At 30.7% G+C, this 24,410-nt stretch carries 23 protein-coding genes; 18 read left to right on the top strand and 5 right to left on the bottom strand.

Annotated features, from left to right (window positions below):
- Nucleotides 1-92: 92 nt before the first annotated feature.
- A complete protein-coding gene (locus AC5EAH_RS05025; RefSeq protein WP_493493670.1) occupies nt 93-1,343 on the bottom strand; it encodes a replication-associated recombination protein A in 1,251 nt (416 codons plus the stop codon).
- 124 nt (nt 1,344-1,467) lie between these two features.
- Between AC5EAH_RS05025 and mutY the strand changes: the two genes are divergently transcribed.
- From mutY to dhaM, 10 genes are all read left to right on the top strand, one after another.
- Nucleotides 1,468-2,496 (top strand): A/G-specific adenine glycosylase, encoded by a 1,029-nt coding sequence (mutY, locus tag AC5EAH_RS05020; RefSeq protein WP_493493669.1) that lies wholly within the window; start codon nt 1,468-1,470, stop codon nt 2,494-2,496.
- 78 nt (nt 2,497-2,574) lie between these two features.
- On the top strand, nt 2,575-3,123 hold the full coding sequence (gene ntdP / locus AC5EAH_RS05015; RefSeq protein ID WP_493493668.1) for a nucleoside tri-diphosphate phosphatase: 549 nt from the start codon (nt 2,575-2,577) through the stop codon (nt 3,121-3,123).
- 105 nt (nt 3,124-3,228) lie between these two features.
- Complete coding sequence (locus AC5EAH_RS05010) at nt 3,229-3,588, top strand: UPF0738 family protein (RefSeq protein WP_493493667.1); 360 nt, start codon at nt 3,229-3,231, stop codon at nt 3,586-3,588.
- A gap of 30 nt (nt 3,589-3,618) precedes the next feature.
- Nucleotides 3,619-4,260: a GTP diphosphokinase gene (gene yjbM / locus AC5EAH_RS05005; RefSeq protein ID WP_493493666.1), complete on the top strand. Its 642-nt coding sequence runs from the start codon at nt 3,619-3,621 to the stop codon at nt 4,258-4,260.
- Between the two features lie 9 nt (nt 4,261-4,269).
- On the top strand, nt 4,270-5,085 hold the full coding sequence (locus tag AC5EAH_RS05000) for an NAD kinase (RefSeq protein ID WP_493493665.1): 816 nt from the start codon (nt 4,270-4,272) through the stop codon (nt 5,083-5,085).
- On the top strand, nt 5,073-6,041 hold the full coding sequence (locus AC5EAH_RS04995; protein ID WP_493493664.1) for an RluA family pseudouridine synthase: 969 nt from the start codon (nt 5,073-5,075) through the stop codon (nt 6,039-6,041). The genes AC5EAH_RS05000 and AC5EAH_RS04995 overlap by 13 nt, the downstream gene beginning before the upstream one ends.
- 60 nt (nt 6,042-6,101) lie before the next feature.
- Nucleotides 6,102-6,416 (top strand): metal-sulfur cluster assembly factor, encoded by a 315-nt coding sequence (locus tag AC5EAH_RS04990; protein ID WP_493493663.1) that lies wholly within the window; start codon nt 6,102-6,104, stop codon nt 6,414-6,416.
- Nucleotides 6,417-6,564: 148 nt separating this feature from the next.
- Nucleotides 6,565-7,554 (top strand): dihydroxyacetone kinase subunit DhaK, encoded by a 990-nt coding sequence (gene dhaK, locus AC5EAH_RS04985; protein ID WP_493493662.1) that lies wholly within the window; start codon nt 6,565-6,567, stop codon nt 7,552-7,554.
- A gap of 10 nt (nt 7,555-7,564) precedes the next feature.
- Nucleotides 7,565-8,149, top strand: a complete 585-nt coding sequence (dhaL, locus tag AC5EAH_RS04980; RefSeq protein WP_493493661.1) for a dihydroxyacetone kinase subunit DhaL — start codon at nt 7,565-7,567, stop codon at nt 8,147-8,149.
- On the top strand, nt 8,137-8,511 hold the full coding sequence (gene dhaM, locus AC5EAH_RS04975) for a dihydroxyacetone kinase phosphoryl donor subunit DhaM (protein WP_493493660.1): 375 nt from the start codon (nt 8,137-8,139) through the stop codon (nt 8,509-8,511). Before dhaL ends, dhaM begins: the two co-directional genes overlap by 13 nt.
- Nucleotides 8,512-8,546: 35 nt before the next feature.
- Here the strand turns inward: dhaM and AC5EAH_RS04970 are convergent, their stop codons facing one another.
- Nucleotides 8,547-9,224 (bottom strand): XRE family transcriptional regulator, encoded by a 678-nt coding sequence (locus tag AC5EAH_RS04970; RefSeq protein WP_493493659.1) that lies wholly within the window; start codon nt 9,222-9,224, stop codon nt 8,547-8,549.
- Between the two features lie 290 nt (nt 9,225-9,514).
- Nucleotides 9,515-10,123, bottom strand: coding sequence for a YktB family protein (locus tag AC5EAH_RS04965; RefSeq protein ID WP_493493658.1), 609 nt, complete (start codon nt 10,121-10,123; stop codon nt 9,515-9,517).
- Nucleotides 10,124-10,278: 155 nt separating this feature from the next.
- Between AC5EAH_RS04965 and typA the strand changes: the two genes are divergently transcribed.
- The 8 genes from typA (at nt 10,279) to AC5EAH_RS04925 (ending at nt 22,576) form a co-directional block, all read left to right on the top strand.
- Nucleotides 10,279-12,123 carry a translational GTPase TypA gene (gene typA / locus AC5EAH_RS04960; protein WP_493493657.1) on the top strand — a complete coding sequence of 615 codons (1,845 nt, stop codon included), beginning with the start codon at nt 10,279-10,281 and terminating at the stop codon, nt 12,121-12,123.
- A 564-nt stretch (nt 12,124-12,687) separates the two neighbouring features.
- Nucleotides 12,688-14,715, top strand: coding sequence for a polyribonucleotide nucleotidyltransferase (pnp, locus tag AC5EAH_RS04955; protein ID WP_493493656.1), 2,028 nt, complete (start codon nt 12,688-12,690; stop codon nt 14,713-14,715).
- Between the two features lie 126 nt (nt 14,716-14,841).
- Nucleotides 14,842-16,545, top strand: a complete 1,704-nt coding sequence (locus tag AC5EAH_RS04950) for a M3 family oligoendopeptidase (protein WP_493493655.1) — start codon at nt 14,842-14,844, stop codon at nt 16,543-16,545.
- 35 nt (nt 16,546-16,580) lie between these two features.
- Nucleotides 16,581-17,036, top strand: coding sequence for a transcriptional regulator AhrC/ArgR (gene ahrC / locus AC5EAH_RS04945; protein WP_493493654.1), 456 nt, complete (start codon nt 16,581-16,583; stop codon nt 17,034-17,036).
- A 16-nt stretch (nt 17,037-17,052) separates the two neighbouring features.
- Entirely contained in the window at nt 17,053-18,714 is a 1,662-nt protein-coding gene (gene recN, locus AC5EAH_RS04940) for a DNA repair protein RecN (protein WP_493493653.1), read from the top strand.
- A gap of 13 nt (nt 18,715-18,727) precedes the next feature.
- Nucleotides 18,728-19,465, top strand: a complete 738-nt coding sequence (locus AC5EAH_RS04935) for a glycerophosphodiester phosphodiesterase (RefSeq protein WP_493493652.1) — start codon at nt 18,728-18,730, stop codon at nt 19,463-19,465.
- Nucleotide 19,466: 1 nt separating this feature from the next.
- On the top strand, nt 19,467-20,465 hold the full coding sequence (locus AC5EAH_RS04930) for an aromatic acid exporter family protein (RefSeq protein ID WP_493493651.1): 999 nt from the start codon (nt 19,467-19,469) through the stop codon (nt 20,463-20,465).
- A 32-nt stretch (nt 20,466-20,497) separates the two neighbouring features.
- Complete coding sequence (locus tag AC5EAH_RS04925) at nt 20,498-22,576, top strand: peptidoglycan D,D-transpeptidase FtsI family protein (RefSeq protein WP_493493650.1); 2,079 nt, start codon at nt 20,498-20,500, stop codon at nt 22,574-22,576.
- A 51-nt stretch (nt 22,577-22,627) separates the two neighbouring features.
- Here AC5EAH_RS04925 and AC5EAH_RS04920 read toward each other — a convergent pair whose 3' ends face one another.
- Nucleotides 22,628-23,128: a universal stress protein gene (locus AC5EAH_RS04920; protein WP_493493649.1), complete on the bottom strand. Its 501-nt coding sequence runs from the start codon at nt 23,126-23,128 to the stop codon at nt 22,628-22,630.
- A gap of 114 nt (nt 23,129-23,242) precedes the next feature.
- Nucleotides 23,243-24,313 carry a M24 family metallopeptidase gene (locus tag AC5EAH_RS04915; protein ID WP_493493648.1) on the bottom strand — a complete coding sequence of 357 codons (1,071 nt, stop codon included), beginning with the start codon at nt 24,311-24,313 and terminating at the stop codon, nt 23,243-23,245.
- Between the last annotated feature and the right edge of the window lie 97 nt (nt 24,314-24,410).

Here is a 24,410-nt window from a genome sequence, read left to right as displayed (position 1 = left end):
CAACACTTTAAATTATAGAACCGTTATTTTGAATGGTTCTATGTTGATATGAAAAGACCTATCATACTTTGTCAGTGTGATAGGCATTTTTGTTATTTTTTCGGATTAATACTTTCGATGTGTGCTTGATAGTTAGCGAAAGCTTGTTCTGATTTCGAGGTGTGTTTTGGTTGATAGTAGCGTTGATGTTTTAATTTATTTGGTAAGTATTGTTGATTGGCGATGCCACTAGTATAATTGTGGGGATATTGATAATCAAGACCGTGACCTAAATCTTTAGCACCTTGATAATGTGCATCTTTTAGATGTTTAGGGATGGATAAATCACCTGAAGTTTTTAAGTCTTGTAAAGCATGATCAATGGCAATGACGGTGCTATTGGATTTTGGGCTTAAGGCAAGTTCGATAACTGCTTGAGCTAAGGGAATGCGAGCTTCTGGAAACCCTAAACGTTCAGCCGCTTCAATAGCTGTTAAAGTTCGTGTAGCTGCTTGTGGGCTAGCTAAACCAATATCTTCAAAAGCGATAACTAATAATCTTCTGCAAATGGAAGTTAAATCTTCTGCTTCAATTAATCTTGCTAAATAGTGAAGGCTGGCATCTACGTCACTACCACGTATTGATTTTTGAAATGCACTTAATACATCATAATGACCATCACCATCTTTATCGTGATGGATATGATTAAATTGTAGAAAAGGCTTAATGGAATCAATTGTTAAAGCTGTTGTTGATAATAAGCTTAGTTCTAAGGCATTAATTGCTGCTCTAATATCTCCACCACAAGCATGTGCTAAATATTCTAGTATGTGATCTGAAATGGGATAATCTCTATCTAAATTTTTTTGTGTAATAATGGTACGTAAACGTTGAATAATATCTTGTGGTTTAATGGCCTCTAATTGAAAAATTTGCATGCGAGAACGAATGGCGGGATTAATAGCATGATAAGGATTAGCTGTTGTAGCTCCAATAACAATTAAATGCCCATCTTCTAAATGGGGTAATAAAATATCTTGTTGTGCTTTATTTAATCGATGAATTTCATCCATTAATAAAATCACTTGCCCACTCATCTTACCTTCAAGTATTACTTGTTCAATATCTTTTTTTGTGCTAGTTACTGCATTTAATTTTCTAAATTTATATTGTGTTGTTCCTGCTAGGGCGCTGGCAATAGAAGTTTTACCGACACCAGGTGGACCGTAAAGAATCATAGAATATAATTTTTGCTGTTGAACCATTTGACGTATAATGCCGTTTGGACCAACTAAATGTTGTTGACCAACAATATCGTCTATGTTGGTTGGACGCATTTGATGTGCTAAAGGTTGTTGATTCATATAAACTCCTTCGATGATTAAAGTTAATTTCATTATAGCAAAAATTAAATCTCTATTAAAAAGATTTAATTTCATGTACAATAAATATTAATGACTATTTTATAAAATGAATGAAGGATAATATATGATTGAGGCAAATAAATTTAATAAACATTTGATAGATTGGTATCAACAAAATAAAAGAGATTTACCATGGCGTAGAACAACAAATCCTTATTATATTTGGCTAAGTGAAGTGATGTTGCAACAAACACAAGTGGATACAGTAAAAAGTTATTATGAACGTTTTATTGACAAATATCCTGATTTAATTAGTTTAGCAAATGCACCCGAAGAAGAAGTATTAAAACAATGGGAAGGTTTAGGTTATTATTCACGTGCACGTAATTTGCATACGGCAATTAAAGAAGTAGCCGATAAATATCAAGGTCAAGTTCCAAATGATCCAGAGAAATTTGCTTCTTTAAAAGGAGTAGGGCCATATACTCGAGGTTCAGTAATGAGTATTGCTTATAATCTTCCGATTGCTGCGGTAGATGGTAATGTTTTTCGAGTATGGAGTAGGTTAAATGCTTTAAATGATGATATTACTAAAGGGGCTACACGTAAAAAATTCGAACAAGCTATCACTGAAATTATACCGAAGCAACAAGCTAGTGATTTTAATCAGGCATTAATGGAATTAGGTGCTTTAATTTGTAAACCTAAAAATGCTAAATGTGATGACTGTCCAGTTCAAAAACATTGTCAAAGTTATCATGATGATACAGTCTATCAATTTCCAGTTAAAACTAAAAAAATTAAAAATAAACAATTAACTTATGATGTTTATGTAATGATGGACGAACAGCATCATTGGTTAATGCAACAAAGACCAGCGAAAGGTTTGTTGGCTAATATGTGGGAATTTCCAATGTATGAAGATGAAGTGGCTATTCATAAACTAGAAGAGGATTATAATGTCACAGTGATTACACAACCAGTTGAATTAATGACTTTAAAACATGTCTTTACACATTTGACATGGCATCTTAATGTTTATGTTGTTAAGATTAAAAATAATACACAACAACGTTTAATGAGTCTTGAAGATTTACCTCATTTGACCGTTAGTGTACCAGTTCAAAAAATTATTAAGCAAATAATTAAATAATTCGTGAGCTACGTCTTGCTTGTCTATTAATAAGCATGCTATACTAAAAGAGAAAATGACTATAAGGGGTGTGGAAGAATGATTAAAGAATCCATACCAAAAGAAGGACAACAATTACGTATTATTAGTTATAAACACAATGGTAAAATTCATCGTGTATGGTCAGAAACAACGGTACTCAAAGGAACTAGTCATGTCATCATTGGTGGTAATAATCACACATTAGTCACTGAATCAGACGGTAGAACTTGGGTAACTAGAGAGCCAGCAATCGTTTATTTTCATTCAGAATATTGGTTTAATATTATTTGTATGTTTAGAAATGATGGTGTACATTATTATTGTAATTTAAGTTCTCCTTTTGTTTGCGATAACGAAGGGCTGAAATATATTGATTATGATTTAGATATTAAAGTACATCCTAATGGTAAGTATTATTTACTAGATGAGGATGAATACAAAATTCATAGTAAACAAATGAATTATCCTCCAGAAATTGGTGATATTTTACAGCGTAATGTTGATATTCTTCAACAATGGATTGATCGTAAACAAGGTCCGTTTGCGCCAGATTTTATAAAAGTTTGGAAAGAAAGATTCAAACTTCAAAAAGAATTAAATAATTAAAAGAAAATCCTTTCGAAGTTATCGAAAGGATTTTCTTTAGTGACTAATATTAAGTAAATATGATAAACTAGAAGCAGTAATAATTTTATACATAAAGGAGACAATATGTCGAAAATATATCAAATTAAAGAAATTATTGAAAATGATGAAAGTGTTAACATAATGATTCCTAATTTTGATGAAAGTTTAATTGCAACTGGTGAGTTACTAATTGACAGTGATAATTTAGCTTTAATGTATAAATTGGATGATTTAGATAGTTTTTCTTTCATTAAAATAGAAAAGACTTACTGGGAAGATTTATTACCTATTTATTTTCAAGAAAAAACAAAAGTATTCGTTAATGAAACTTATGAACTAGTTGATTTTAGTGAGGAATTAATTCAAATGTCAAGTAATATTGAAGATAATCCTAATTATGGTATTCATTTTGTAGATGAATTTTGTGATATTTTTGTTCAATAAAAATCTTAAATTTATAACGAGGTGAATAATATGACAGTTAATCACATTCCATTAAATACTAAAGAATGGGAACAATTTTTATTTCCTTATGTTCAGGCTGTAGAAGAATTGAAAATCAAATTAAAAGGGATTCGTAAAGAATATAAATTGAAAGATAGACCATCACCAATTGAATTTGTTACGGGTAGGGTGAAGCCAATTCCATCTATTTTAGATAAAGCGCAAAGACGTGGTATTAGTCATCAGGATATACACGAAAAAATGTATGATATTGCTGGATTAAGAATGATGTGCCAATTTACGCATGATATTGATGTGGTTGTCGGTATGTTAAAACAACGTCATGATTTTAAAATTGTAGAAGAAAGAGATTATATTAGCAATATTAAAGAAAGTGGTTATCGTTCATATCATGTTATTATAGAATATCCAATTTCTACGGCTCAAGGTAATCGTACCGTATTAGCTGAAATTCAAATTAGAACATTGGCCATGAATTTTTGGGCCACAATTGAACATTCTTTAAATTATAAGTATGCTGGTGATTATCCTAATGAAATTAGACAAAGATTACAACGTGCTGCTGAAGCGGCTGCTTTATTAGATGATGAGATGTCTGCAATTAGAGAAGAAATACTAGAAGCACAAAAATATTTTGATAGGCATCGGTAGAGGTAGATTATGAAATTTAATTTAATTGTCAGACAAGATGAAATATCACAACAAATTGCTACAAATTTAACACAACAATTATTGTTACATCAATTTATTAAAGATTCAGAGTCACCAGATATTGTTATTTCGATAGGTGGTGATGGCACATTTTTAGAAGCTTTTCATCAATATGCACATAAACTGTCAACAGTGCGTTTCATGGGTTTGCACACGGGACATTTAGGGTTCTTTGCTGATTGGTCGCCAAATGAAGTTGATCAACTAGTGGCTGATTTAGTTAATCCTCAACAATTAAAAGAAGTTGTTTCACCACTTTTAGAAATTACAATCACTTATACAAATGGAGAAACACAACAATTTTTATCATTAAATGAAAGCACAGTAAAATCATATGATGGTTCGACATTTGTAGCAGATGTCTATTTAAAAGATATTCATTTTGAAAGTTTTCGTGGTGATGGCTTATGTTTATGCACACCATCTGGTTCAACAGCATATAATAAAGCTTTAGGTGGGGCGATTATGCACACAACTTGTAATGCCATGCAATTAACTGAAATGGCATCGATTAATAATCGCGTATTTAGAACAATAGGTTCGTCATTAATTATTCCTAAAGATCATTGGTGTACGATTAAACCAAAATCAGGACAAGTGTTACGTGTGTCAAACGATCATATGTCTTTTAAAAGTGATAGTATTGTAGCAATTAATTATCGTATTGCTGACGAACATATCGTCTTTGCTAGATTTAAACCTTATCCATTTTGGCAACGTGTTCGTCGTGCGTTTATAGAAGAGGATGCCTCATGTCAAAATTAACCTTATCTTTTATTAGTGAAGAAGATCAATCTTTAAGACAATTATTAAAACAACATTTATCCAGAAGAACTTTAACGGCTGTCAAACATCAAGGTGGACAATTATTAGTTGATGGACAAGCTGTGACAGTGACGTATTTTATGAAAAAAGGTCAGCAAGTCAATGTTGTTTTTCCAGAAGAACAGGTAAGTCCTTATTTAATACCATATCATCAGCCATTAGATATTTTATTTGAGGATCAATATTATTTAATTGTTAATAAGCCGGCTGGGCAACCGACTTTACCGACAAAAGAAGGGCAACATGAATCTTTAGTTGAACAAGTATTAGCTTATTTTTTACAAAATAAATTATCTAGTACGCCGCATGTTGTTACAAGATTAGATCGTTATACTTCTGGTATTGTTATTTTTGCAAAATATCAGTATACGCATTATTTAATTACACAACAAGCCATTAATAAATTTTATTTAGCGCTTGTTGATTCAGGATTAGAGATCAATGAAGGACAATTAACTGGTTATATGTCTATTCAATCAGGAAGCATTATTAAGCGTATTATAAGTGATGAAGGACAATATTCTAAAACTAGCTTTAAAGTGCAATATCAAGATGAAAAATATGCTTTAGTCAAATTACAATTGCATACAGGTAGAACACATCAAATTAGAGTGCATTTATCTCATTTTGGGTATCCAATTGTTGGAGATAGTTTGTATGGTGGCGATACAACAAAGTATTCGCATCAAGCCTTACATTGTTATGCAGTAAAATTTATACATCCAATAACTCATCAACTAATTGAAATTAATTTATTACCAGATAATGATTTCCAACAATTAATACATTTTAATCAATGGCAACAAATCATTAAAGATACTGAATTAATTCAATCAGCAACAGAGATAAAATTAATGAATAATTTATTATGTCAACCTGATAGTCGCGAATTTTAAAATTGTAGAATAATAATAAACATGATAAAATGAAAATAATTTATTAAGAAGAGGTGTAGTATGTTTTCAGAAGATTTAAGAGATAGAGTTATGGATGCTTTAGAACAAGTGATTGATCCAGAATTAGGAATAGATATTGTTAATTTAGGTTTAATTTATGATGTTAAAATGAATCCAGAAGGTCATACCATTGTAGAGATGACTTTAACGTCAATGGGATGTCCTTTAGGTCCAGTTATTGTAGATCAAGTTCAAGCTTCATTATCAGATGTACCAGAAGTGACTAAGGTAGATGTTGATATTGTTTGGACACCAGCATGGACAAAAGATATGATGAGTCGTTATGCTAAAATAGCTTTAGGTGTAGCAGACTAAAATAATAGAAGATGAAAGTGTTGATGATAAAAGCATCAACGCTTTTATTTTAGAATAATAGATAAGCGTTATCATAAAAATGTTTACTTATGTTAATGATTCATCTATACTAAATAAGAAAGCGTTATCTATTTTAGGAGGACTATTAATGAAAAAAATTATTAATGAACCACAACATGTTGTTGAAGAAATGTTACAAGGAATCGTTAGTTGTTATAGTGATATTGTAAAAAGAGTAGATGGCTATGATATTATTCAAAAAGTATCAGAAAAAACGGGTCAAGTTGCTTTAATCAGTGGTGGTGGTAGTGGTCATGAACCAGCACATGCTGGTTTTGTAGGGCAAGGTATGTTATCAGCAGCAGTATGTGGTGCTGTTTTTACTTCACCAACACCAGATCAAATTTTAGAAGCAATTAAAGTTAGTGATGAAGGTCAGGGAGTTTTATTAATTATCAAAAACTATTCTGGTGATATTATGAATTTTGAACTTGCACAAGAATTGGCACAAATGGAAGGCATAAATGTCGAATCTATTGTAGTGGATGATGATATTGCTGTTGAAGATAGTTTATATACACAAGGTAAACGTGGTGTTGCGGGTACAATTTTAGTACATAAAATTTTAGGTTACTATGCACAACAAGGTAAAACATTGTCAGAATTAAAGATAATGGGTCAACAATTAGTTTCACACATTAAAACAATTGGATTAGCTTTATCTGCTGCGACTGTGCCAGAACTAGGGAAACCAGGTTTTATTTTAGCTGATGATGAAATTGAGTTTGGTATAGGTATCCATTCAGAACCTGGTTATCGCCGAGAAAAATTATTACCTTCATATCAATTAGCACAAGAATTATTTAATAAAATTGCGATTGATTTTAATATGCAAGAAGGTCAAGAATACGGATTATTAATTAATGGTTTAGGTGGCACACCTTTAATGGAGCAATTTATTTTTGCAAATGATGTTAAAAAAATAGCAGAAGAGAAAAAAATCAAAATAGTATTTAATAAAGTTGGAAATTATATGACGTCAATTGATATGCAAGGTTTGTCATTGACAGTTATTAAATTTGAAAATCAAGAATGGTTAACAGCATTATTTGCACCAGTTAAGACAATATCATGGTAGGAGAAGTAAAATGAGTAGTGAAAAAATATTAGAATGGTTATTATTATTTAATGACAAAATCCAAGAAAATAAACAATTATTAAGTCAATTAGATGCAGAAATTGGTGATGCTGATCATGGTAATAATATGGCGAGAGGTATGGAGAGTGTTAAAACCATACTAGAAGAAAAACAACCAACGGTAGCCAGTGATATTTTGAAATTAGTGGCAATGACATTATTAAGTAAAGTTGGTGGAGCTTCTGGTCCACTTTATGGTTCAGCCTTTTTAGCAATGAGTCAACAAATAGAATCAGGACTAATACCATCTTTAGAAGCTGGGTTAGCTGCTATTAAAAATCGCGGTAAGTGTGATGTTAATGAAAAAACAATGGTAGACGTATGGCAACTTGTTATTGAGCATTTGAAAACAACTACTTTGACACAAGATAAGATTATCCATTTTGCTGAAAATACTAAAGAAATTGTAGCTACAAAAGGAAGAGCGTCTTATTTAGGACAACGTTCTCTAGGTCATATTGATCCAGGTGCTTATTCAAGTGCATTATTATTTACGTCAATGCTAGAAGTGGGGTTAGATCAATGCATCAATTAGGTATTATGATTGTGTCACATTCAAATAAAATTGCTGAAGGATTGGTTGATTTATTAACCGAAATTGCACCAGATATTGCTATTAGTTATGTAGGAGGGACAGAAGAAGGAGATATAGGGAGTTCATTTAATCAAGTCATTGACTTGATAGAAAAACATCCCTCACAAACTATTTTATCATTTTATGATTTAGGTAGTGCTAAAATGAATTTAGACTTAGCAAGTGAATTCTCTAATAAAAAAATAATTAGATATAATGTACCTTTAATTGAGGGAACTTACACAGCTGCTGCCTTGTTACAAGCAGGTGCAGAGCTTGAAGAAATTGACAAACAACTAAATGAATTAATCATTAATAAATAAAAGTACAGCGAGATGATGAACATCTCGCTGTACTTTTATAATAACACTTTACCAACAGTCACAATATTATCATTTTCGGTGAAAATAAGGTCTTTATATTTTTTATTTAACGAAATTAAACGAATGGCATTATTTTCAATTTTTAATTTTTTGACATACGCTTCGTTGTTAATAATAAATACACCAATTTGACCTGATTGTAATTGTGTTTGTTTTTCGACAAATAAAATATCTTTGTCATTAAATAATGGCAACATACTATCACCATTGACTTGTAAAGCTAAATCATGTTTTGGGACAGGTTGGTGACTAATAATTTGTTCAATAGGATTATCAAACAAAGTTTCACCTGAACCTGCAGATACATAGCCGTATAAATCTACGACATAACTAGAAGGTTTAGGAAAAGAAGTGATTTGTTGTTGGTGAATAAAATTTAAAACTTCATTTTTTTGTTCTTGATTTAATGTTTTTAAAACGCTATGAATATCACAAATTGTTTTATCATCAGGCGAATAAGTGAAAAATTCATATAGTTCAATATTTAATGCTTGTGCATAAATATTAATATCATGTTCGTTTAAAGAACGATTACCATTTTCGTGGTTAGAAATAGTATTTTGATTAAAACCTGTCAATTGACTTAATTGTTTTTGTGTAATGTTTTTAGTTTTTCTATATTTTTTAATTATAGTTCCAATAGTCGTTTTCATATTATACACCTCAAAATAACAATATCATATAAATAGCTATAAAACAACAACAAAATCTCTTTTTGAGATTTTGTTGTTGACTATTATCTCGAAAAGAGATAATATAGTGTTGTAAATAAAAATATGATTGATTTATTGGGAGGTAATTTTCATATGGAAAATATTATTTTACTTTTATTCTTTTGGATATTATTATTAGGTGTAGGTCTTTATACTTGTTCTAAATAATAAATAACCTATTATATTCGCACATCTTTGTTCACGATGTATGAAATATAATAGGTTATTTTTTAATAAAATATTGATAATTGATCGAAAGCTTTATTTATCATTTCAGTAAATGTGTCATCATTTAAATTAAGCATGTCATCTGGTGTAATAATTAATCCGATTAATAATTCAGCTTTTTTTACAGTACGCAATCTCGTAATGTATTGTTGTAATTGTTCATCTGATAATTGATCGATGATGGCATAATCTTCTTTCATATGATCACCCTTAATAATAAAATTTTTAGGTAGTGATCGTAATAAATTAAATTGATTGTTTAATTTTTCTGCAAATTGCTTCTTATCAGGTGATTCATAAATAACACCGAAATAAATAAAAACTTGACTTTGCCATAAACCAATTTGAAAATGGGGCAACATTTTGTAACCACGTTTATTTGTCGAGAAAGCGACCCATGTATCTTTTGGAGGATTAGTTTTTCGGCGAGCATGCTTAGCAACATGTGCATAAAATTGTTCGCCCAACATATCACTTAAATAAGGTGCGTATAATTCACCTAAATGATTTAATTTAGGTCGGATGACTTCAACGAGTGCAGCCATACGTGGCTCAAGTCCTTCAACATTAAAAACTTCAAAATCTTGTTGATTAAATGCATATTGATTCATTGTATTACCTCTAAATATAAGTATTTTATAACTCAGTTTACCATAATAAAGTTATCTTTGTTAGTTTTTTATATTGTCAAGTGTTAAATAAAGTGATAATATTGAGCAAGTATAGATTATGTATGTTCAGCATACAACAGAATTAGGAGAAAAGAATGTCAAATTTAAGACAAGATATTAGAAATATTGCAATTATCGCCCACGTAGACCACGGTAAAACAACTTTGGTAGATGAATTATTAAAACAATCAGGTATTTTTAGAAGTAATGAACACGTTGAAGAACGTGCGATGGATTCTAATGATTTAGAAAGAGAACGTGGTATTACTATTTTAGCTAAAAATACGGCTGTGGATTATAAAGAGACACGTATTAATATTTTAGATACACCAGGGCATGCCGATTTTGGTGGTGAAGTAGAACGTATCATGAAAATGGTAGATGGTGTTTTATTAGTTGTTGATGCCTATGAAGGTACAATGCCACAAACACGTTTTGTGTTAAAGAAAGCATTAGAACAACATTTAAAACCGATTGTTGTTGTTAATAAAATCGATAGAGATTTTGCACGTCCAGAAGAAGTAGTAGATGAAGTTATTGACTTATTTATTGAATTAGGTGCAGATGACGAACAATTAGAATTCCCAGTAGTTTTTGCTTCAGCAATTAATGGTACAGCTTCATTAGAATCTGATCCAGCAAAACAAGAGCCAACAATGGAATGTTTATATGAAACAATTATTGATTATGTACCAGCACCAGTTGATAATAGCAATGACCCATTACAATTCCAAGTAGCATTATTAGATTATAATGAATATGTAGGACGTATCGGTGTCGGTCGTGTGTTCCGTGGTGAAATGAAAGTTGGACAAGCCGTTTCATTAATGAAATTAGACGGTAGTGTTAAAAACTTCCGTGTAACTAAAATGTTTGGTTATTTCGGTTTGAAACGTTTAGAAATTCAAACTGCAAAGGCTGGAGATATTATTGCCATCGCAGGAATGGAAGACATTAATGTTGGAGAAACAGTTTGTCCAGTAGAAGCACCAGAAGCTTTACCGCTATTAAGAATTGATGAGCCAACATTACAAATGACATTTGTAGTTAATAATTCACCATTCGCAGGGCGTGAAGGTAAATTTGTAACAGCTAGAAAAATTGAAGAACGTTTATTAGCACAATTAGAAACAGACGTATCTTTACGTGTTGAACAATCAGCGCAAGATTCTTGGATTGTATCAGGTCGTGGTGAATTACATTTATCAATTTTAATTGAAAATATGCGTCGTGAAGGTTTTGAGTTACAAGTTTCTAAACCACAAGTTATTATTAAAGAAATTGATGGTGTGAAATGTGAGCCAATCGAGCGTGTACAAATTGATATTCCAGAAGAAGCAACAGGTTCAGTTATTGAATCATTAGGTCAACGTAAAGGTGATATGTTGGATATGGTTAATAATGGTACTGGACAAGTGCGTTTAATCTTCAATGTACCAGCACGTGGTTTAATTGGTTATTCAACAGAGTTCATGTCATTAACACGTGGTTATGGTATTTTAAATCATACATTTGACTCATATCAACCAATGCAAAAAGGTAAAGTAGGTGGCCGTCGCCAAGGTGTACTAGTATCTATGGAAAATGGTCAAGCAACTTCTTATTCAATTAGTTCAGTAGAAGAACGTGGTGTTATTTTCATTGATCCAGGTACTGAAGTTTATGCGGGTATGATCGTTGGTGAACATAGTCGTGAAAATGATTTAGCTGTTAACGTCACTAAAGCTAAAGCGCAAACTAACGTACGTAGTGCAACGAAAGATCAAACAACAACTTTGAAAAAACCTAGAATTATGTCATTAGAAGAAGCCTTAGAATATTTAAATGATGATGAATATGTAGAGGTTACACCAGAATCTATTCGTTTAAGAAAGAAAATTTTAGATAAAAACCAACGTGAAAAAGAAGCTAAAAAAATAAAAATGGCTGAAGCAGAGTAATTGCAAAGCATAAGTTTCTAAATGAAAATGAGTATTTCGGTAGCAATACCGAAAATACTCATTTTTTAATATACTATTTTAGTTTTTATAGGTATAATTATGGTAAGTTGTTAGATTTATTGTATAAACAAAGGGAGTAAATTATGAGACTTGACACATATTATAAATACTCAATATATTTTATTATTTTTACTACAGTATTCGCTACATTACATTATATAGATAAAAAAGAATATGATTATTTTATTATCAGTGTATTTCTTACAATAAAATTAATTTATGAATATATTACGGATAATAAAAAATAATATATAACGCTCTCTTGATTATTGCTTTTGAGGTAAATAATTAAGAGAGATTTTTTTCTATGTGTAGGTCATACTTCACGATATTTTTCTTGTCGTATTTTTTATGCGTAGTATCATTGACAGTAACAGAAAAAATAGCGTAAAATATGAATGATACAAGTATGAGATAAAAAACGTTAGGGACTAACGTAGAGGAGAAGATTATGCAAAACGAAAAAAAGTATTTAGTACAACATGGGCTGGACATCCTTTAAGTGTGGAAATTGGTCAAATTGCCAAACAAGCCAATGGTGCAGTAGTTATCAGATATGGAGATACAGTTGTTTTATCTACTGCAGTTGCATCTAAACAACCTAAAGATGTAGATTTTTTCCCATTAACAATTAATTATGAAGAGAAAATGTATGCAGCAGGTAAAATTCCTGGTGGATTTTTAAAACGTGAAGGTCGCCCAAGTTCAGATGCTACTTTAATAGCACGTTTGATTGATAGACCTATTCGTCCATTATTTGCTGATGGCTTTAGAAATGAAGTTCAAGTTGTTTCGATGGTATTATCAGTAGAAGATGATTGTGATCCTGCGGTTGCTGCGATGTTAGGCTCATCACTTGCATTATCAATTTCAGATATTCCATTTGAAGGACCTATTGCTGGTGTTAAAGTTGGCTTGGTAGATGGTAACTTGGTTATCAATCCAAATGTTGAACAAATGGCACAATCACAAATGGAATTAGTTGTAGCAGGTACAAAAGATGCCATTAACATGGTTGAAGCTGGTGCTAAAGAAGTGCCAGAAGATAAAATGTTAGAAGCGATTATGTTTGGGCATGAAGAAATCAAACGTTTAATCGCTTTCCAACAACAAATTGTAGACGCTGTTGGTAAAACAAAACAAGAAATCACATTATATGAATTAGATGAAGATTTAGTTAAAGAAATTTCATTACGTGCAGAACAACAATTAGTGGCTGCTATTCAAACTTATGATAAGCAACAACGTGAAGATAATATACAATCTGTTAAAGATAGTGTTATTGATGAATATGTACTTAAAGAAGCAGCAGATGATGTATTAAAACAAGTAAAACAAATTTTAGATAAAATAGTTAAAAATGAAGTAAGACGTTTAATCACAGATGAAAAAGTACGCCCTGATGGACGTAAACCTGATGAAATTAGACCTTTATCTTCAGAAGTTGATTTATTACCGAGAGCACATGGATCAGCATTATTTACTCGTGGTCAAACGCAAGCATTATCTGTTGTTACATTAGGTAGTATTTCTGATGAACAGATTATTGATGGCATTGTTGAAGCTGATAATAAACGTTTTATGTTACATTATAATTTCCCAGCATTTTCAGTAGGTGAACCTGGTATTGCTAGAAGTCCAGGTCGTCGTGAAATTGGTCATGGTGCTTTAGGTGAACGTGCAATTGCTCAAGTAATGCCAAGTTCTGATGACTTTCCATATACAGTACGTGTCGTTTCTGAAATTTTAGAATCAAATGGTTCGACATCACAAGCGTCTATTTGTGCAGGAACAATGGCTTTAATGGCGGCGGGTGTACCTTTAACATCACCTGTGGCTGGTATTGCGATGGGGCTAGTTAAAAAAGATGAGAATTATACGGTATTGTCAGATATTCAAGGTATGGAAGATCATTTAGGCGATATGGATTTTAAAGTTGCAGGGACAGCTAATGGTATTACAGCTTTACAAATGGATATTAAAATAGATGGTTTAAATAAAGAAATTTTAGAAGAAGCTTTAACACAAGCTAAAGCGGGTCGTTTACATATTTTAAAACACATGTTATCAACAATTCCAACACATCGTCACGAATTATCAAAATATGCAGCTAAAGTAATTAAAATTATGATTAAGCCTGATAAAATCAGAGATGTAATAGGTCCTGGTGGTAAACAAATTAATGAAATTATAGAAATAACGGGTGTAAAAATTGATATTGAACAAGATGGTTCAGTATTTATCGGTGCAACTGATCAAGAGGCAATTAATAAAGCTAAAACAATGATTGAAAATATTGTTCGTGTAGCGGAAGTAGGACAAATTTATTTAGCAGAAGTTAAACGTGTTGAAAAATTTGGGGCTTTTGTTGAATTATTTGCGGGTACAGATGCTTTAGTACATATTTCTCAATTAAGAGAAGAACGTGTCGAAAAAATTGAAGAAGTTGTTAAAGTAGGCGATGTATTAAAAGTTAAAGTAACAGAAATTGATCAACGTGGTCGAGTGAATGCAACAGCAAAAAATGTATAATATAAAAGAGCTGATAATCAGCTCTTTTATAGTTTTTAACTGTTTTTATATAAATTATCTTAACTATCATTAGATTTTATTATACAAAATGTAGTATAATAATAGACAATAAAAGGAGGTAACAGAATGTTAAAATTTAAAGATTATGCGTATAATAGACCGGAATTAGAAGTGTATAAATTAAAAATTAATGAGCAACTAAAATTATTCAAACAAGCTGATAGTGTAGAAAAAGCTGTAGAAACTTTAAAAGCCATTCATCAACTACAAGATCAAGTCTCAGGTATGTACTCATTAGCTTCAATACGTTACTCAATTAATACGAAGGATGAATTTAATAAGCAAGAAAATGATTTTTGGAATGAATACAGTCCTTTATTTTTTGAAGTAGATGATACTGTTAATAGAGCTGTTATGTCATCACCACTTTTAAATGAATTAAAAGCTCATTTTCCTAAAACGTATTTCTTGTTATTAGAAAATAAATTAAAATTATTTAAATCAGAAATTATTCCATTATTACAACAAGAAAATCAATTAGTTAGTGAATATGACACTTTAATTGCCTCAGCACAAATTGATTTTGATGGCAAAAAAAATACATTGCCACAAATGACATTATATTTAACTGATTCTAATCGTGAAACACGTCGCCAAGCACAACAAGCACAAAGTGCATTCTTTCAAAAAAACGAAGAAAAATTCGATCAAATTTATGATGATTTAGTTCAATTAAGAACTAAAATTGCACATGAATTAGGCTTTAAAGATTATGTGGAATATGGTTATATTGCGATGAATCGTTTTGATTATAATCGACAAATGGTAGATACGTATCGTAAAGAAGTATTAAAACATGTTGTACCTATGACACAAAAATTATATGAACGCCAAGCTAAACGTATTGGCATTGATCAATTGAAATCATATGATTTAGCATTAAAATTTATTAATGGTAATGCTAAACCAGTTGGTACACCAGAAGAAATTTTATTAAATGGCCAAAAAATGTATCATGAATTATCATCAGAAACACATGAATTTATTGATTTTATGATGGATCGTGATTTATTTGATGTTTTAAGTAAAGACGGTAAGCAAGCTGGTGGTTATTGTAGTTATATTACAACAGAACGTTCACCATTTATTTTTGCTAATTTCAATTCAACATCAGGTGATATTGATGTATTAACACATGAAGCGGGACATGCTTTCCAAGTTTATCAATCAAGATGGATTTCTCCAGAATTATGTATCTGGCCAACTTATGAAAGTTGTGAAATTCATTCGATGAGTATGGAATTTTTCACATGGCCTTGGATGCATAACTTCTTTAAAGAACAAACTGATAAATATAAATTTGCACATTTAGCAAGCGCTATTGAATTTTTACCTTATGGTGTTTTAGTACATCATTTCCAACATGAAGTGTACGAAAATCCAAATATGACACCTCAACAACGTCGTGCAACATGGCGACGTTTAGAACAACAATATTGTCCAGAACGTGTTTACGAAGATGATGACTTTTTAGAAAATGGTGGTTTTTGGTTTAAACAGGGACATATATTTGCATCACCATTTTATTATATTGATTATACTTTAGCTCAAATTTGTGCATTACAATTTTGGAAACGAAGCCAAATAGATAAAGATCCGAAAGCATGGCAAGATTATTTAAATATTTGTCATATCGGTGGTACAGCTTCATTTTTAGAAATTGTTGAACGTGCTAATTTAAAATCGCCATTTGAAGTAGGCGCATTAACAGATACTTTAGTTGATGTAGAAGCTTATTTAAATCATATACCAGATAGTCAATTAATCTAACAATAAAATTAATAATTGGTAGGAGCCTAATTATCATGAGAAAAAAAAGAAGTAGACAAAATGCGATAAAAGAAATTATTTTAAATAATGCAATTAAAACACAAGAAGAATTAGTGAATGAATTGATGGCAGCTGGTTGGAATGTAACACAAGCTACAGTGTCAAGAGATATTAAAGAATTGCAATTAATTAAATTACCTTTAGATAATGGTAATTATAAATATGCCCTACCTATTGAACGTTCAATTGAGCCATTGAATAAATTATCACAATATTTAGCAGATAATTATATTAATATGGTTTTAGCACAACATTTATTGGTAGTAAAAACTTTGCCGGGAACGGCGAATGCTATTGGTGTGTTAGTTGATCAATTAAATTGGCCTGAAATTGTAGGGACAGTGTGTGGTGATGATACATGTTTGATTATTACGCGAGATAATGAACAATGTAAAATCATTGAAGATAAAATTTTAGCATTATTACAGTAAAGATAAGGAGGATAAAATGTTAGTCCAACTTCAAATTACTAATTTTGCAATTATTCAGCAACAAAATATTGTATTCGATGAAGGCTTAACTGTTTTGACTGGAGAAACAGGTGCTGGAAAATCTATTATTTTAGATGCCATTCGACAATTGACAGGTGCAAGAACGTCAACGAATTATATTCGCCATGGTGAAAAAAAGGCGATGATAGAAGGTGTTTTTGATTATATTGAGTCACCTGAACTCGTAACATTTTTTAATAATAAAGGTATTCAATTAGATGAATTTATAGTATTGAGACGTGAAATTTTATCTTCTGGTAAAAGTTTATGTAGAGTTAATAATATTGTAGTGACATTACAAGAATTAAGGGTTATCGCAAGTTATTTAATTGATATTCATGGTCAACACGATACACAATTATTATTAAAAGATGATTATCAATTACATTTAATAGATACTTTTAGTCAGCATCAAGATCACTTAACAAGCTATCAAACTTTATACGATCAATGGTCAAATAAAAAGAAAGCATTACAGTCTTTAAAATTAGATGAACAACAAATTTTGCAAAAATTAGATTTATTACAATTTCAATATCAAGAACTCGTAAATGCAAAATTAATTCAAGATGAAGAACAACAACTGATCAAAGAAAAAGCCTACTTATTAAATTTTGAAAAAATTTCTCATTCAATACAAGCCAGTCAACAACTATTGCAACAAGGCTTAATTGACCAACTATATCAATTATCAGAAAATATTCAGCAGCTTTCACAAGTTGCTGAACCATTTTCACAACAACAAGCACCAATATTAGATGCTTATTACCATTGTCAAGATTTAGAACATCAACTAGCTAATTATTTGGATCAACTTGAGTTTGATGAAGTTAGATTAAATGATATTGAAACGAGATTGGATTTATTAAATCATTTACAACGTAAATATGGAAAATCTAATAATGAATTAATTGCTTATGTAGATGCTTTAGAACATGAAATAGAAACTTTAAAAAATCATGAACAAACATATGATGAGTTAATTCATGAAGAACAACAGCTTTATCAGGAATGTCTAGTCATAGCTAATCGTTTAAGTGATTTAAGACAACAAAGTGCTAAACAATTAGAAGAAAAAATTGTGCAACAATTAAATTATTTAGAAATGCCGTATGTTACGATAGAATTTAATTTTAATAAGTCTATTAATTTAACGAGACTAGGTATTGATCAAGTTGAATTTTTAATTAGTACTAATAAAGGTGAACCGAGAAAACATTTGTCTAAAATTGCTTCTGGTGGTGAATTATCACGTATTATGCTAGCTATAAAAGTGATTTTTGCACATCAAATGCAGACGACTGCCGTTTTATTTGATGAAGTAGATACGGGTGTTAGTGGGCGTATTGCTCAAAAAATGGGTGAGAAGATGTATGAACTGGCTAAAGGTGTACAAGTATTATGTATTTCACATTTACCACAAGTCGCTGCTTTAGCTAATTCACATTTATTAATTGTTAAATCACAAGATGCTGATAGAACTTATAGTACGATTCAATTTTTATCTGGTGAAGCACGTATAGCTGAAATTGCACGTATGTTAGCAGGTAATAATATCACTGATTTAACGATGAAAAATGCTAAAGAATTACTTGAACTAGCACATAAAAATTTTTGAGGACAATAATGATATGATGAATAAACAATCTCAATTAAAAATTTTTGCGCACCGTGGTGCATCATCTTTATATCCTGAAAATACAATGGCAGCATTTTATCAAGCATTAACAGATGGTGTGGATGGTATTGAATTAGACGTACACTTAACACGTGATCAACATTTAGTAGTGATACATGATGAGACAATTGATAGAACATCAACAGGTAAAGGCTTTATTCATCAAATGACTTTAGAGCAATTACGACAATATAATTATTGTGGTAAATTTGCAGAACATTATCCAGATACGTGGTTTGAATTGCCTTTACTGAGTGATGTATTAAATTTTTTAACGACTAATGATTTGCAATGTAATATTGAATTGAAAACAGATCAAATACATTATAAAAATATTGAACAACAAGTGATAGCATTAGTTGATAACTATCAATTACAATCACGTGTTATTTATTCTTCGTTTAATATAGAAAGTTTAGTGATAATTAATCAAATAAATCCTAATTTAAATACAGCGTTATTAACTGATACACTAGAAGATATTGTAACTAAACTACAATATTCTGGAGCTAAAGGTTTACACTTAGATTATCGTGCCTATAATTCATCTGTTCAACAATTATCTTATCCTATTCGTCTATGGACGATAAATGATAGTCAAATCGTAACTTCTTATTTATCATTACCTGTTGAAACTATTATGACAGATAATACACAACAAGTGATGGCTATTTTGAAGTGTGAGGGATGAGATGATCAAGTTCAATAAATTTAAAATAGGTACGAGAACGGTAAAAACAGCACTAGGTGTAACATTAGCCATTATGGTGGCGAAGTATATAGGTATAAATAATTTTATTTCGACAGGTATTATTGTTGTTTTATGTGTACAATCTACAAGAAAACAGTCATTTATTGCTGCATACACAAGATTTGTAGCTTGTATGTTAGGTATGATTATAGCAGGGATGATGTTTGAATTGTTAGGGTATCATATTTATGTTATTGGTTTAATGTTATTATTATTTATTCCATTAACAGTAACATTGCGTGTTAATGCAGGTGTAGTCACAAGTATTGTTATTATTTTACATATTTTTAATGCCAAACATTTTACGTTTGATGTATTGATTAATGAATTTTTTGTAGTTATTATTGGTATTAGTATTTCTTTATTAGTGAATTGGTATATGCCTAATCCAGAAGAAAAATTACAATATCAAGTTTATTTGATAGAAGAACAGTTCAAAGGTATTTTTCAACAATTAACAGATCATTTGTTACATCCTGAACAGCAATTAGTTGTTCAACAACAATTAGCTGATACTTTGATTATTATTAAAGAAAGTATAGAGATGTCAAGATTTGATAATGAAAATCATTTTTTAAATCATCATCATTATTTTGATTATTTTAAAATGAGAGAAAGTCAAATTTGTATTATTGCACGTATTGTGCCATTGGTAGAAGATATTAAAGTATATCAATTAGAAAATGAAATGATAGCACCTTTTATTAAATGCATTGCAGAAGAAATTCATGAAACAACAACGGCACAATTAAGATTGTATGATTTATATACGATTAAAATAAAAATAGATAACTTGTCATTACCTTTATCACACGAACAATTAATTACAAGAACTAATATGTATCAGTTTATTAAAGAAATGGAACATTATTTAAAATTGAAGCAAAAATTTGGGGATGTTAATGTACAGCATCGTGGTTGGGTCGGAAATTTTATATAATGAATAAGAAAAATTTAAAAAGGTGATGATGTATGCAACAACATTTGAAAAAAATCAAAAAAAGACTGTATATTTTATTTTGGGTAATATGTACATTGATTGTCGTATTATTATGGCGATTATTTGATTTACAGGTTGTTAATGGTGATAAAATGCGTGCATTTATTGCTAAGAGTGAAGAGATTACTATAAATGAAAATGTACCGAGAGGTAAGATTTATGATAGAAATGGCATATTAATTGTAGGTAATAAAACGCATAAAGCCATTACTTACACACGTCAAAAATTAACGACAACTCAAGAAATTTTAGCCATCTCTGAAAATTTATCTAAATATCTTAAAATGGATACATCAAAGTTAACAGAACGTGATAAAAAAGATTATTGGATTGCATTGCATCCAAAAGAAGCACGTTCTAAAATGACTGATGAAGAAAAAGAACAAGTGGCACAACAACTAATTACACAAGCACAATATGATGAATTAATGCGTCAAAGAGTGACGGATGAAGAATTAGTAGACATTGATTTAAATGTTTTGGCTATCTATGCTAAAATGTCATCAGGTGCAATTTTAAGTCCACAATTCATTAAAAATAGAGATGTTACAGATGAAGAGTATGCCTTGGTTAGTGAAAATTTATCAACGCTTAGTGGTATTAATATTGGTGTTGATTGGGAAAGAGAATATTTACAAGGCGACACATTAAAATCATTAATAGGTACACTCTCTATTAATGGTTTGCCAGAAGAGAATTTAACACAATATCTTAACAAAGGATATACACGTAGTGATAGAGTAGGTACAAGTTATATAGAACAACAATATGAAGATACTTTAAAAGGTCATAAAAATGTTGTGAAAATTAAAACGAATAAAACGGGTGGTATTGTAGATACTGAGTTAATCAAATCAGGTAGTGCTGGTAATGATATCCAGTTATCGATTGATATTAATTTACAACGTCGTTTAGAAAAAGAAGTAACCGATTATTTAGTTAGTTATCATAATCGAGAAGTTGGTGCAGGTCGTATGCCTACTTTATCACAAGCTTATGCCATTATACAAAATCCAAATACGGGTGAATTATTAGCTGTAGTAGGTAAACAAATTAATTTTGCTGCAGATAATATCACTATTCAAAGTATATCTGATGTAAGTTATGCAACAGTATCTGCAAGTTATGAAATGGGATCTACTGTTAAAGGTGCAACATTATTAACAGCTTATCAAAATAATTTGATTAATGTAGGAGCTACTAAAGTAGATGAACCTATTTGGTTATCTAATACACAAGTCAAAACTTCCTACTTTAATTCTCAAGGTGGTGCTGTTAAAATTGATGATGTTACCGCAATACAACGCTCTTCTAATGTTTATATGTGGAAACTAGCTTTAGATATGTTAGGTCAACAATATATACCCGGTATGGTATTAGATACAACACATATTGAAAATAAAATGAATAAAGTTCGTCAAGATTTCGGACAAGTGGGTCTGGGTGTTAAAACGGGGATCGATTTACCGATTGATTCAGAAGGTTTAAAAGGAAATATTCTTGATTCACCTGTTAGTTTCTTAGATGAATTTATTGGACAATATGATACTTATACGCCAATGCAAGTATCACAATATATTTCAACTATTGCTAATGGTGGTCAACGTTATGCACCGAGATTAGGTTTAGCTGTTTTAGAACCTTCTAAAATCACTAATAAAATGGGTGCTGTTAAACAAAAATTAATTGATGTTCAATTAAATAAAATTAATAACACGGTCGAACAACTTGATCAAGTTAAAGCAGGTATGAATTTAGTGTATACTACTGCGGCAGGTACAGGAAGTAAGTATTTTGGAGATGGCAGTTATTCTATTGCCGGGAAAACAGGTACAGCTGAAACAACTTATAATAATAAAGATAGAGGTTTATCTGGTTTATATGCAGAAAATCATGCTTATATAGGTTATGTTCCAGCAGAAAACCCTCAAATGTCATTTACAGTATTATTAGTAGGCACACCAGGTGTTAATGAACTCTATTTAGAAGACGGTGATTTAGCACGTGCAGTAGTCGATAGTTATTTTTCACAAGATAATGATGAAGATTAAAAATAGGATTAAAAGTTCTCGGTAAAGAGCTTTTAATCCTATTTATTTAATTTATTGTTTTAATGATGATAAAAATTCTTTTGTAGCGATTGTAGGTTCAAAATCTGCAGGCATAGTATTCGTTCTAACAACTAATACATCACAAGGTGCAAAACGTACGATGTTTTCTGATACAGATCCCATAAAGAAACGTTCTACAGCATTTAAACCTGTAGCGCCACACATAATTAAATCTGCTTGCGCATTTTTAGCGATTGTTTTTGGTATTAATGACTTAGGTGAACCATAGTCTACAAAAAGTTCTATGTTTTTTACCCCTGCTTGTTCAGCAGCATTTTTATAACGATTTAATAAATCATTAGCAAAACGACTAGCACGTTCAGAAATAGAACGTTCATAAGCATCAATTGAAGCAAAAGAGCGTGTATCAATAACTGTTGCAATATTTAATTTAGCATCATTACGTTTTGCAACAGCAATGGCTTTATTAAAAGCCCATTCAGCTTCTTTTGATCCGTCAACAGCAATTAAAATATTTTTATAAAATAACATAAAAAACCTCCTAAGTTTGTTAGTGAAAATAAAATATTTGTTACTTATATGAATACACCTTTATTATACCATTTTCGTGGGCTGTTTAAAATCTTAATTTACACGATGATGTTGTTATTTAGGTGATTTTGTTAAAACTTTAGCACCTGTAGCAGTAATTACGACATCGTCTTCAATTCTAATCCCAATTTGTCCAGGTAAATAAATACCAGGTTCAATAGTAATGACCATACCTTCTTCTAAAATTGTATCACTTGTTTCTGAAACATCAGGAAATTCATGACAAGTCATTCCTAAACCATGTCCTAAACGATGTGTAAAATATTGACCATATCCTGCTTGTTCAATGATTTGACGAGCAATTTTATCTATATGTGATAATGACTGACCTGGTCGACAAGCAGCAATGGCTGCAAGATTGGCGTCTAATACAATATTATAAATTTTTTGATGGTCATCATTTATATCGCCAAAAGATAATACTCGTGTAATATCAGAGCAATAGCCTTGATAAATACAACCTAAATCGATTAATACATATTCATTTTTTTGTAATTGTCTAGTGCCGCTATGACCATGTGGATCCGCAGCATGATCACCAAAAAGTACCATTGTATCAAAACTCATACCTTCAACACCGAGTTTTTTAATTTCAAATTCAATAATGGCTTTTAACTCTATTTCACTTATTCCAAGTTTTAAATGTTCTTTGGCAATGGCTATAGCTTGGTCTGCATAATGCGCTGCTTGTTCAATTTTAGCAATTTCATATGATGATTTTTTAATACGTAATTGCTGTAAGATACTATCAATAGCGACACATTTGAGTAAATCGAAATGTGAACGAATAGTCAAATAACGCCCAGTAGTTAAATGATTTTCTTCAATGGCCAATGTATCAATGTGTTCAAAATGAGATTGTAATTTATGATAAACATTTTCTGTATCTAAATAACTAACAATATGTGCTTCAGGATGATGACGTTTAATTGAAATGACTTCCATTTGTGGACAAATAAACGTACAATGACCATCTTTTCTAATTAGTAATGCAGATAATCTTTCCATAGGATCACTAAAATAATCAGTAATATAATAAATATTATGTGGTGAAGTAATGAATGCGGCGTCAATTTGATGAGATGTTAAATAGTCTGTGATTTGTTTTATAGCTAAAAAATTCATAATATTCTCCTAATTATAAGTTTGTTATATTATAACAGAGGCATTCAAAAGATACAAATATCAATTAAAATCGATAGTGTCAACTTTTTGTTGGTGT

This window comes from Staphylococcus sp. B1(2026) (assembly GCF_058895785.1).
The sequence above is the reverse complement of the archived record's forward strand: the minus strand, read 5'-3'. Positions and strand labels throughout refer to the sequence as shown.

Bases quoted from the DNA above. Each gene is read 5' to 3' on its own strand.
- AC5EAH_RS05025 (WP_493493670.1), bottom strand. From the start codon at position 1,343: ATGAATCAACAACCTTTAGCACATCAAATGCGTCCAACCAACATAGAC.
- mutY (WP_493493669.1), top strand. From the start codon at position 1,468: ATGATTGAGGCAAATAAATTTAATAAACATTTGATAGATTGGTATCAA.
- ntdP (WP_493493668.1), top strand. From the start codon at position 2,575: ATGATTAAAGAATCCATACCAAAAGAAGGACAACAATTACGTATTATT.
- AC5EAH_RS05010 (WP_493493667.1), top strand. From the start codon at position 3,229: ATGTCGAAAATATATCAAATTAAAGAAATTATTGAAAATGATGAAAGT.
- yjbM (WP_493493666.1), top strand. From the start codon at position 3,619: ATGACAGTTAATCACATTCCATTAAATACTAAAGAATGGGAACAATTT.
- AC5EAH_RS05000 (WP_493493665.1), top strand. From the start codon at position 4,270: ATGAAATTTAATTTAATTGTCAGACAAGATGAAATATCACAACAAATT.
- AC5EAH_RS04995 (WP_493493664.1), top strand. From the start codon at position 5,073: ATGTCAAAATTAACCTTATCTTTTATTAGTGAAGAAGATCAATCTTTA.
- AC5EAH_RS04990 (WP_493493663.1), top strand. From the start codon at position 6,102: ATGTTTTCAGAAGATTTAAGAGATAGAGTTATGGATGCTTTAGAACAA.
- dhaK (WP_493493662.1), top strand. From the start codon at position 6,565: ATGAAAAAAATTATTAATGAACCACAACATGTTGTTGAAGAAATGTTA.
- dhaL (WP_493493661.1), top strand. From the start codon at position 7,565: ATGAGTAGTGAAAAAATATTAGAATGGTTATTATTATTTAATGACAAA.
- dhaM (WP_493493660.1), top strand. From the start codon at position 8,137: ATGCATCAATTAGGTATTATGATTGTGTCACATTCAAATAAAATTGCT.
- AC5EAH_RS04970 (WP_493493659.1), bottom strand. From the start codon at position 9,224: ATGAAAACGACTATTGGAACTATAATTAAAAAATATAGAAAAACTAAA.
- AC5EAH_RS04965 (WP_493493658.1), bottom strand. From the start codon at position 10,123: ATGAATCAATATGCATTTAATCAACAAGATTTTGAAGTTTTTAATGTT.
- typA (WP_493493657.1), top strand. From the start codon at position 10,279: ATGTCAAATTTAAGACAAGATATTAGAAATATTGCAATTATCGCCCAC.
- AC5EAH_RS04950 (WP_493493655.1), top strand. From the start codon at position 14,842: ATGTTAAAATTTAAAGATTATGCGTATAATAGACCGGAATTAGAAGTG.
- ahrC (WP_493493654.1), top strand. From the start codon at position 16,581: ATGAGAAAAAAAAGAAGTAGACAAAATGCGATAAAAGAAATTATTTTA.
- recN (WP_493493653.1), top strand. From the start codon at position 17,053: ATGTTAGTCCAACTTCAAATTACTAATTTTGCAATTATTCAGCAACAA.
- AC5EAH_RS04935 (WP_493493652.1), top strand. From the start codon at position 18,728: ATGATGAATAAACAATCTCAATTAAAAATTTTTGCGCACCGTGGTGCA.
- AC5EAH_RS04930 (WP_493493651.1), top strand. From the start codon at position 19,467: ATGATCAAGTTCAATAAATTTAAAATAGGTACGAGAACGGTAAAAACA.
- AC5EAH_RS04925 (WP_493493650.1), top strand. From the start codon at position 20,498: ATGCAACAACATTTGAAAAAAATCAAAAAAAGACTGTATATTTTATTT.
- AC5EAH_RS04920 (WP_493493649.1), bottom strand. From the start codon at position 23,128: ATGTTATTTTATAAAAATATTTTAATTGCTGTTGACGGATCAAAAGAA.
- AC5EAH_RS04915 (WP_493493648.1), bottom strand. From the start codon at position 24,313: ATGAATTTTTTAGCTATAAAACAAATCACAGACTATTTAACATCTCAT.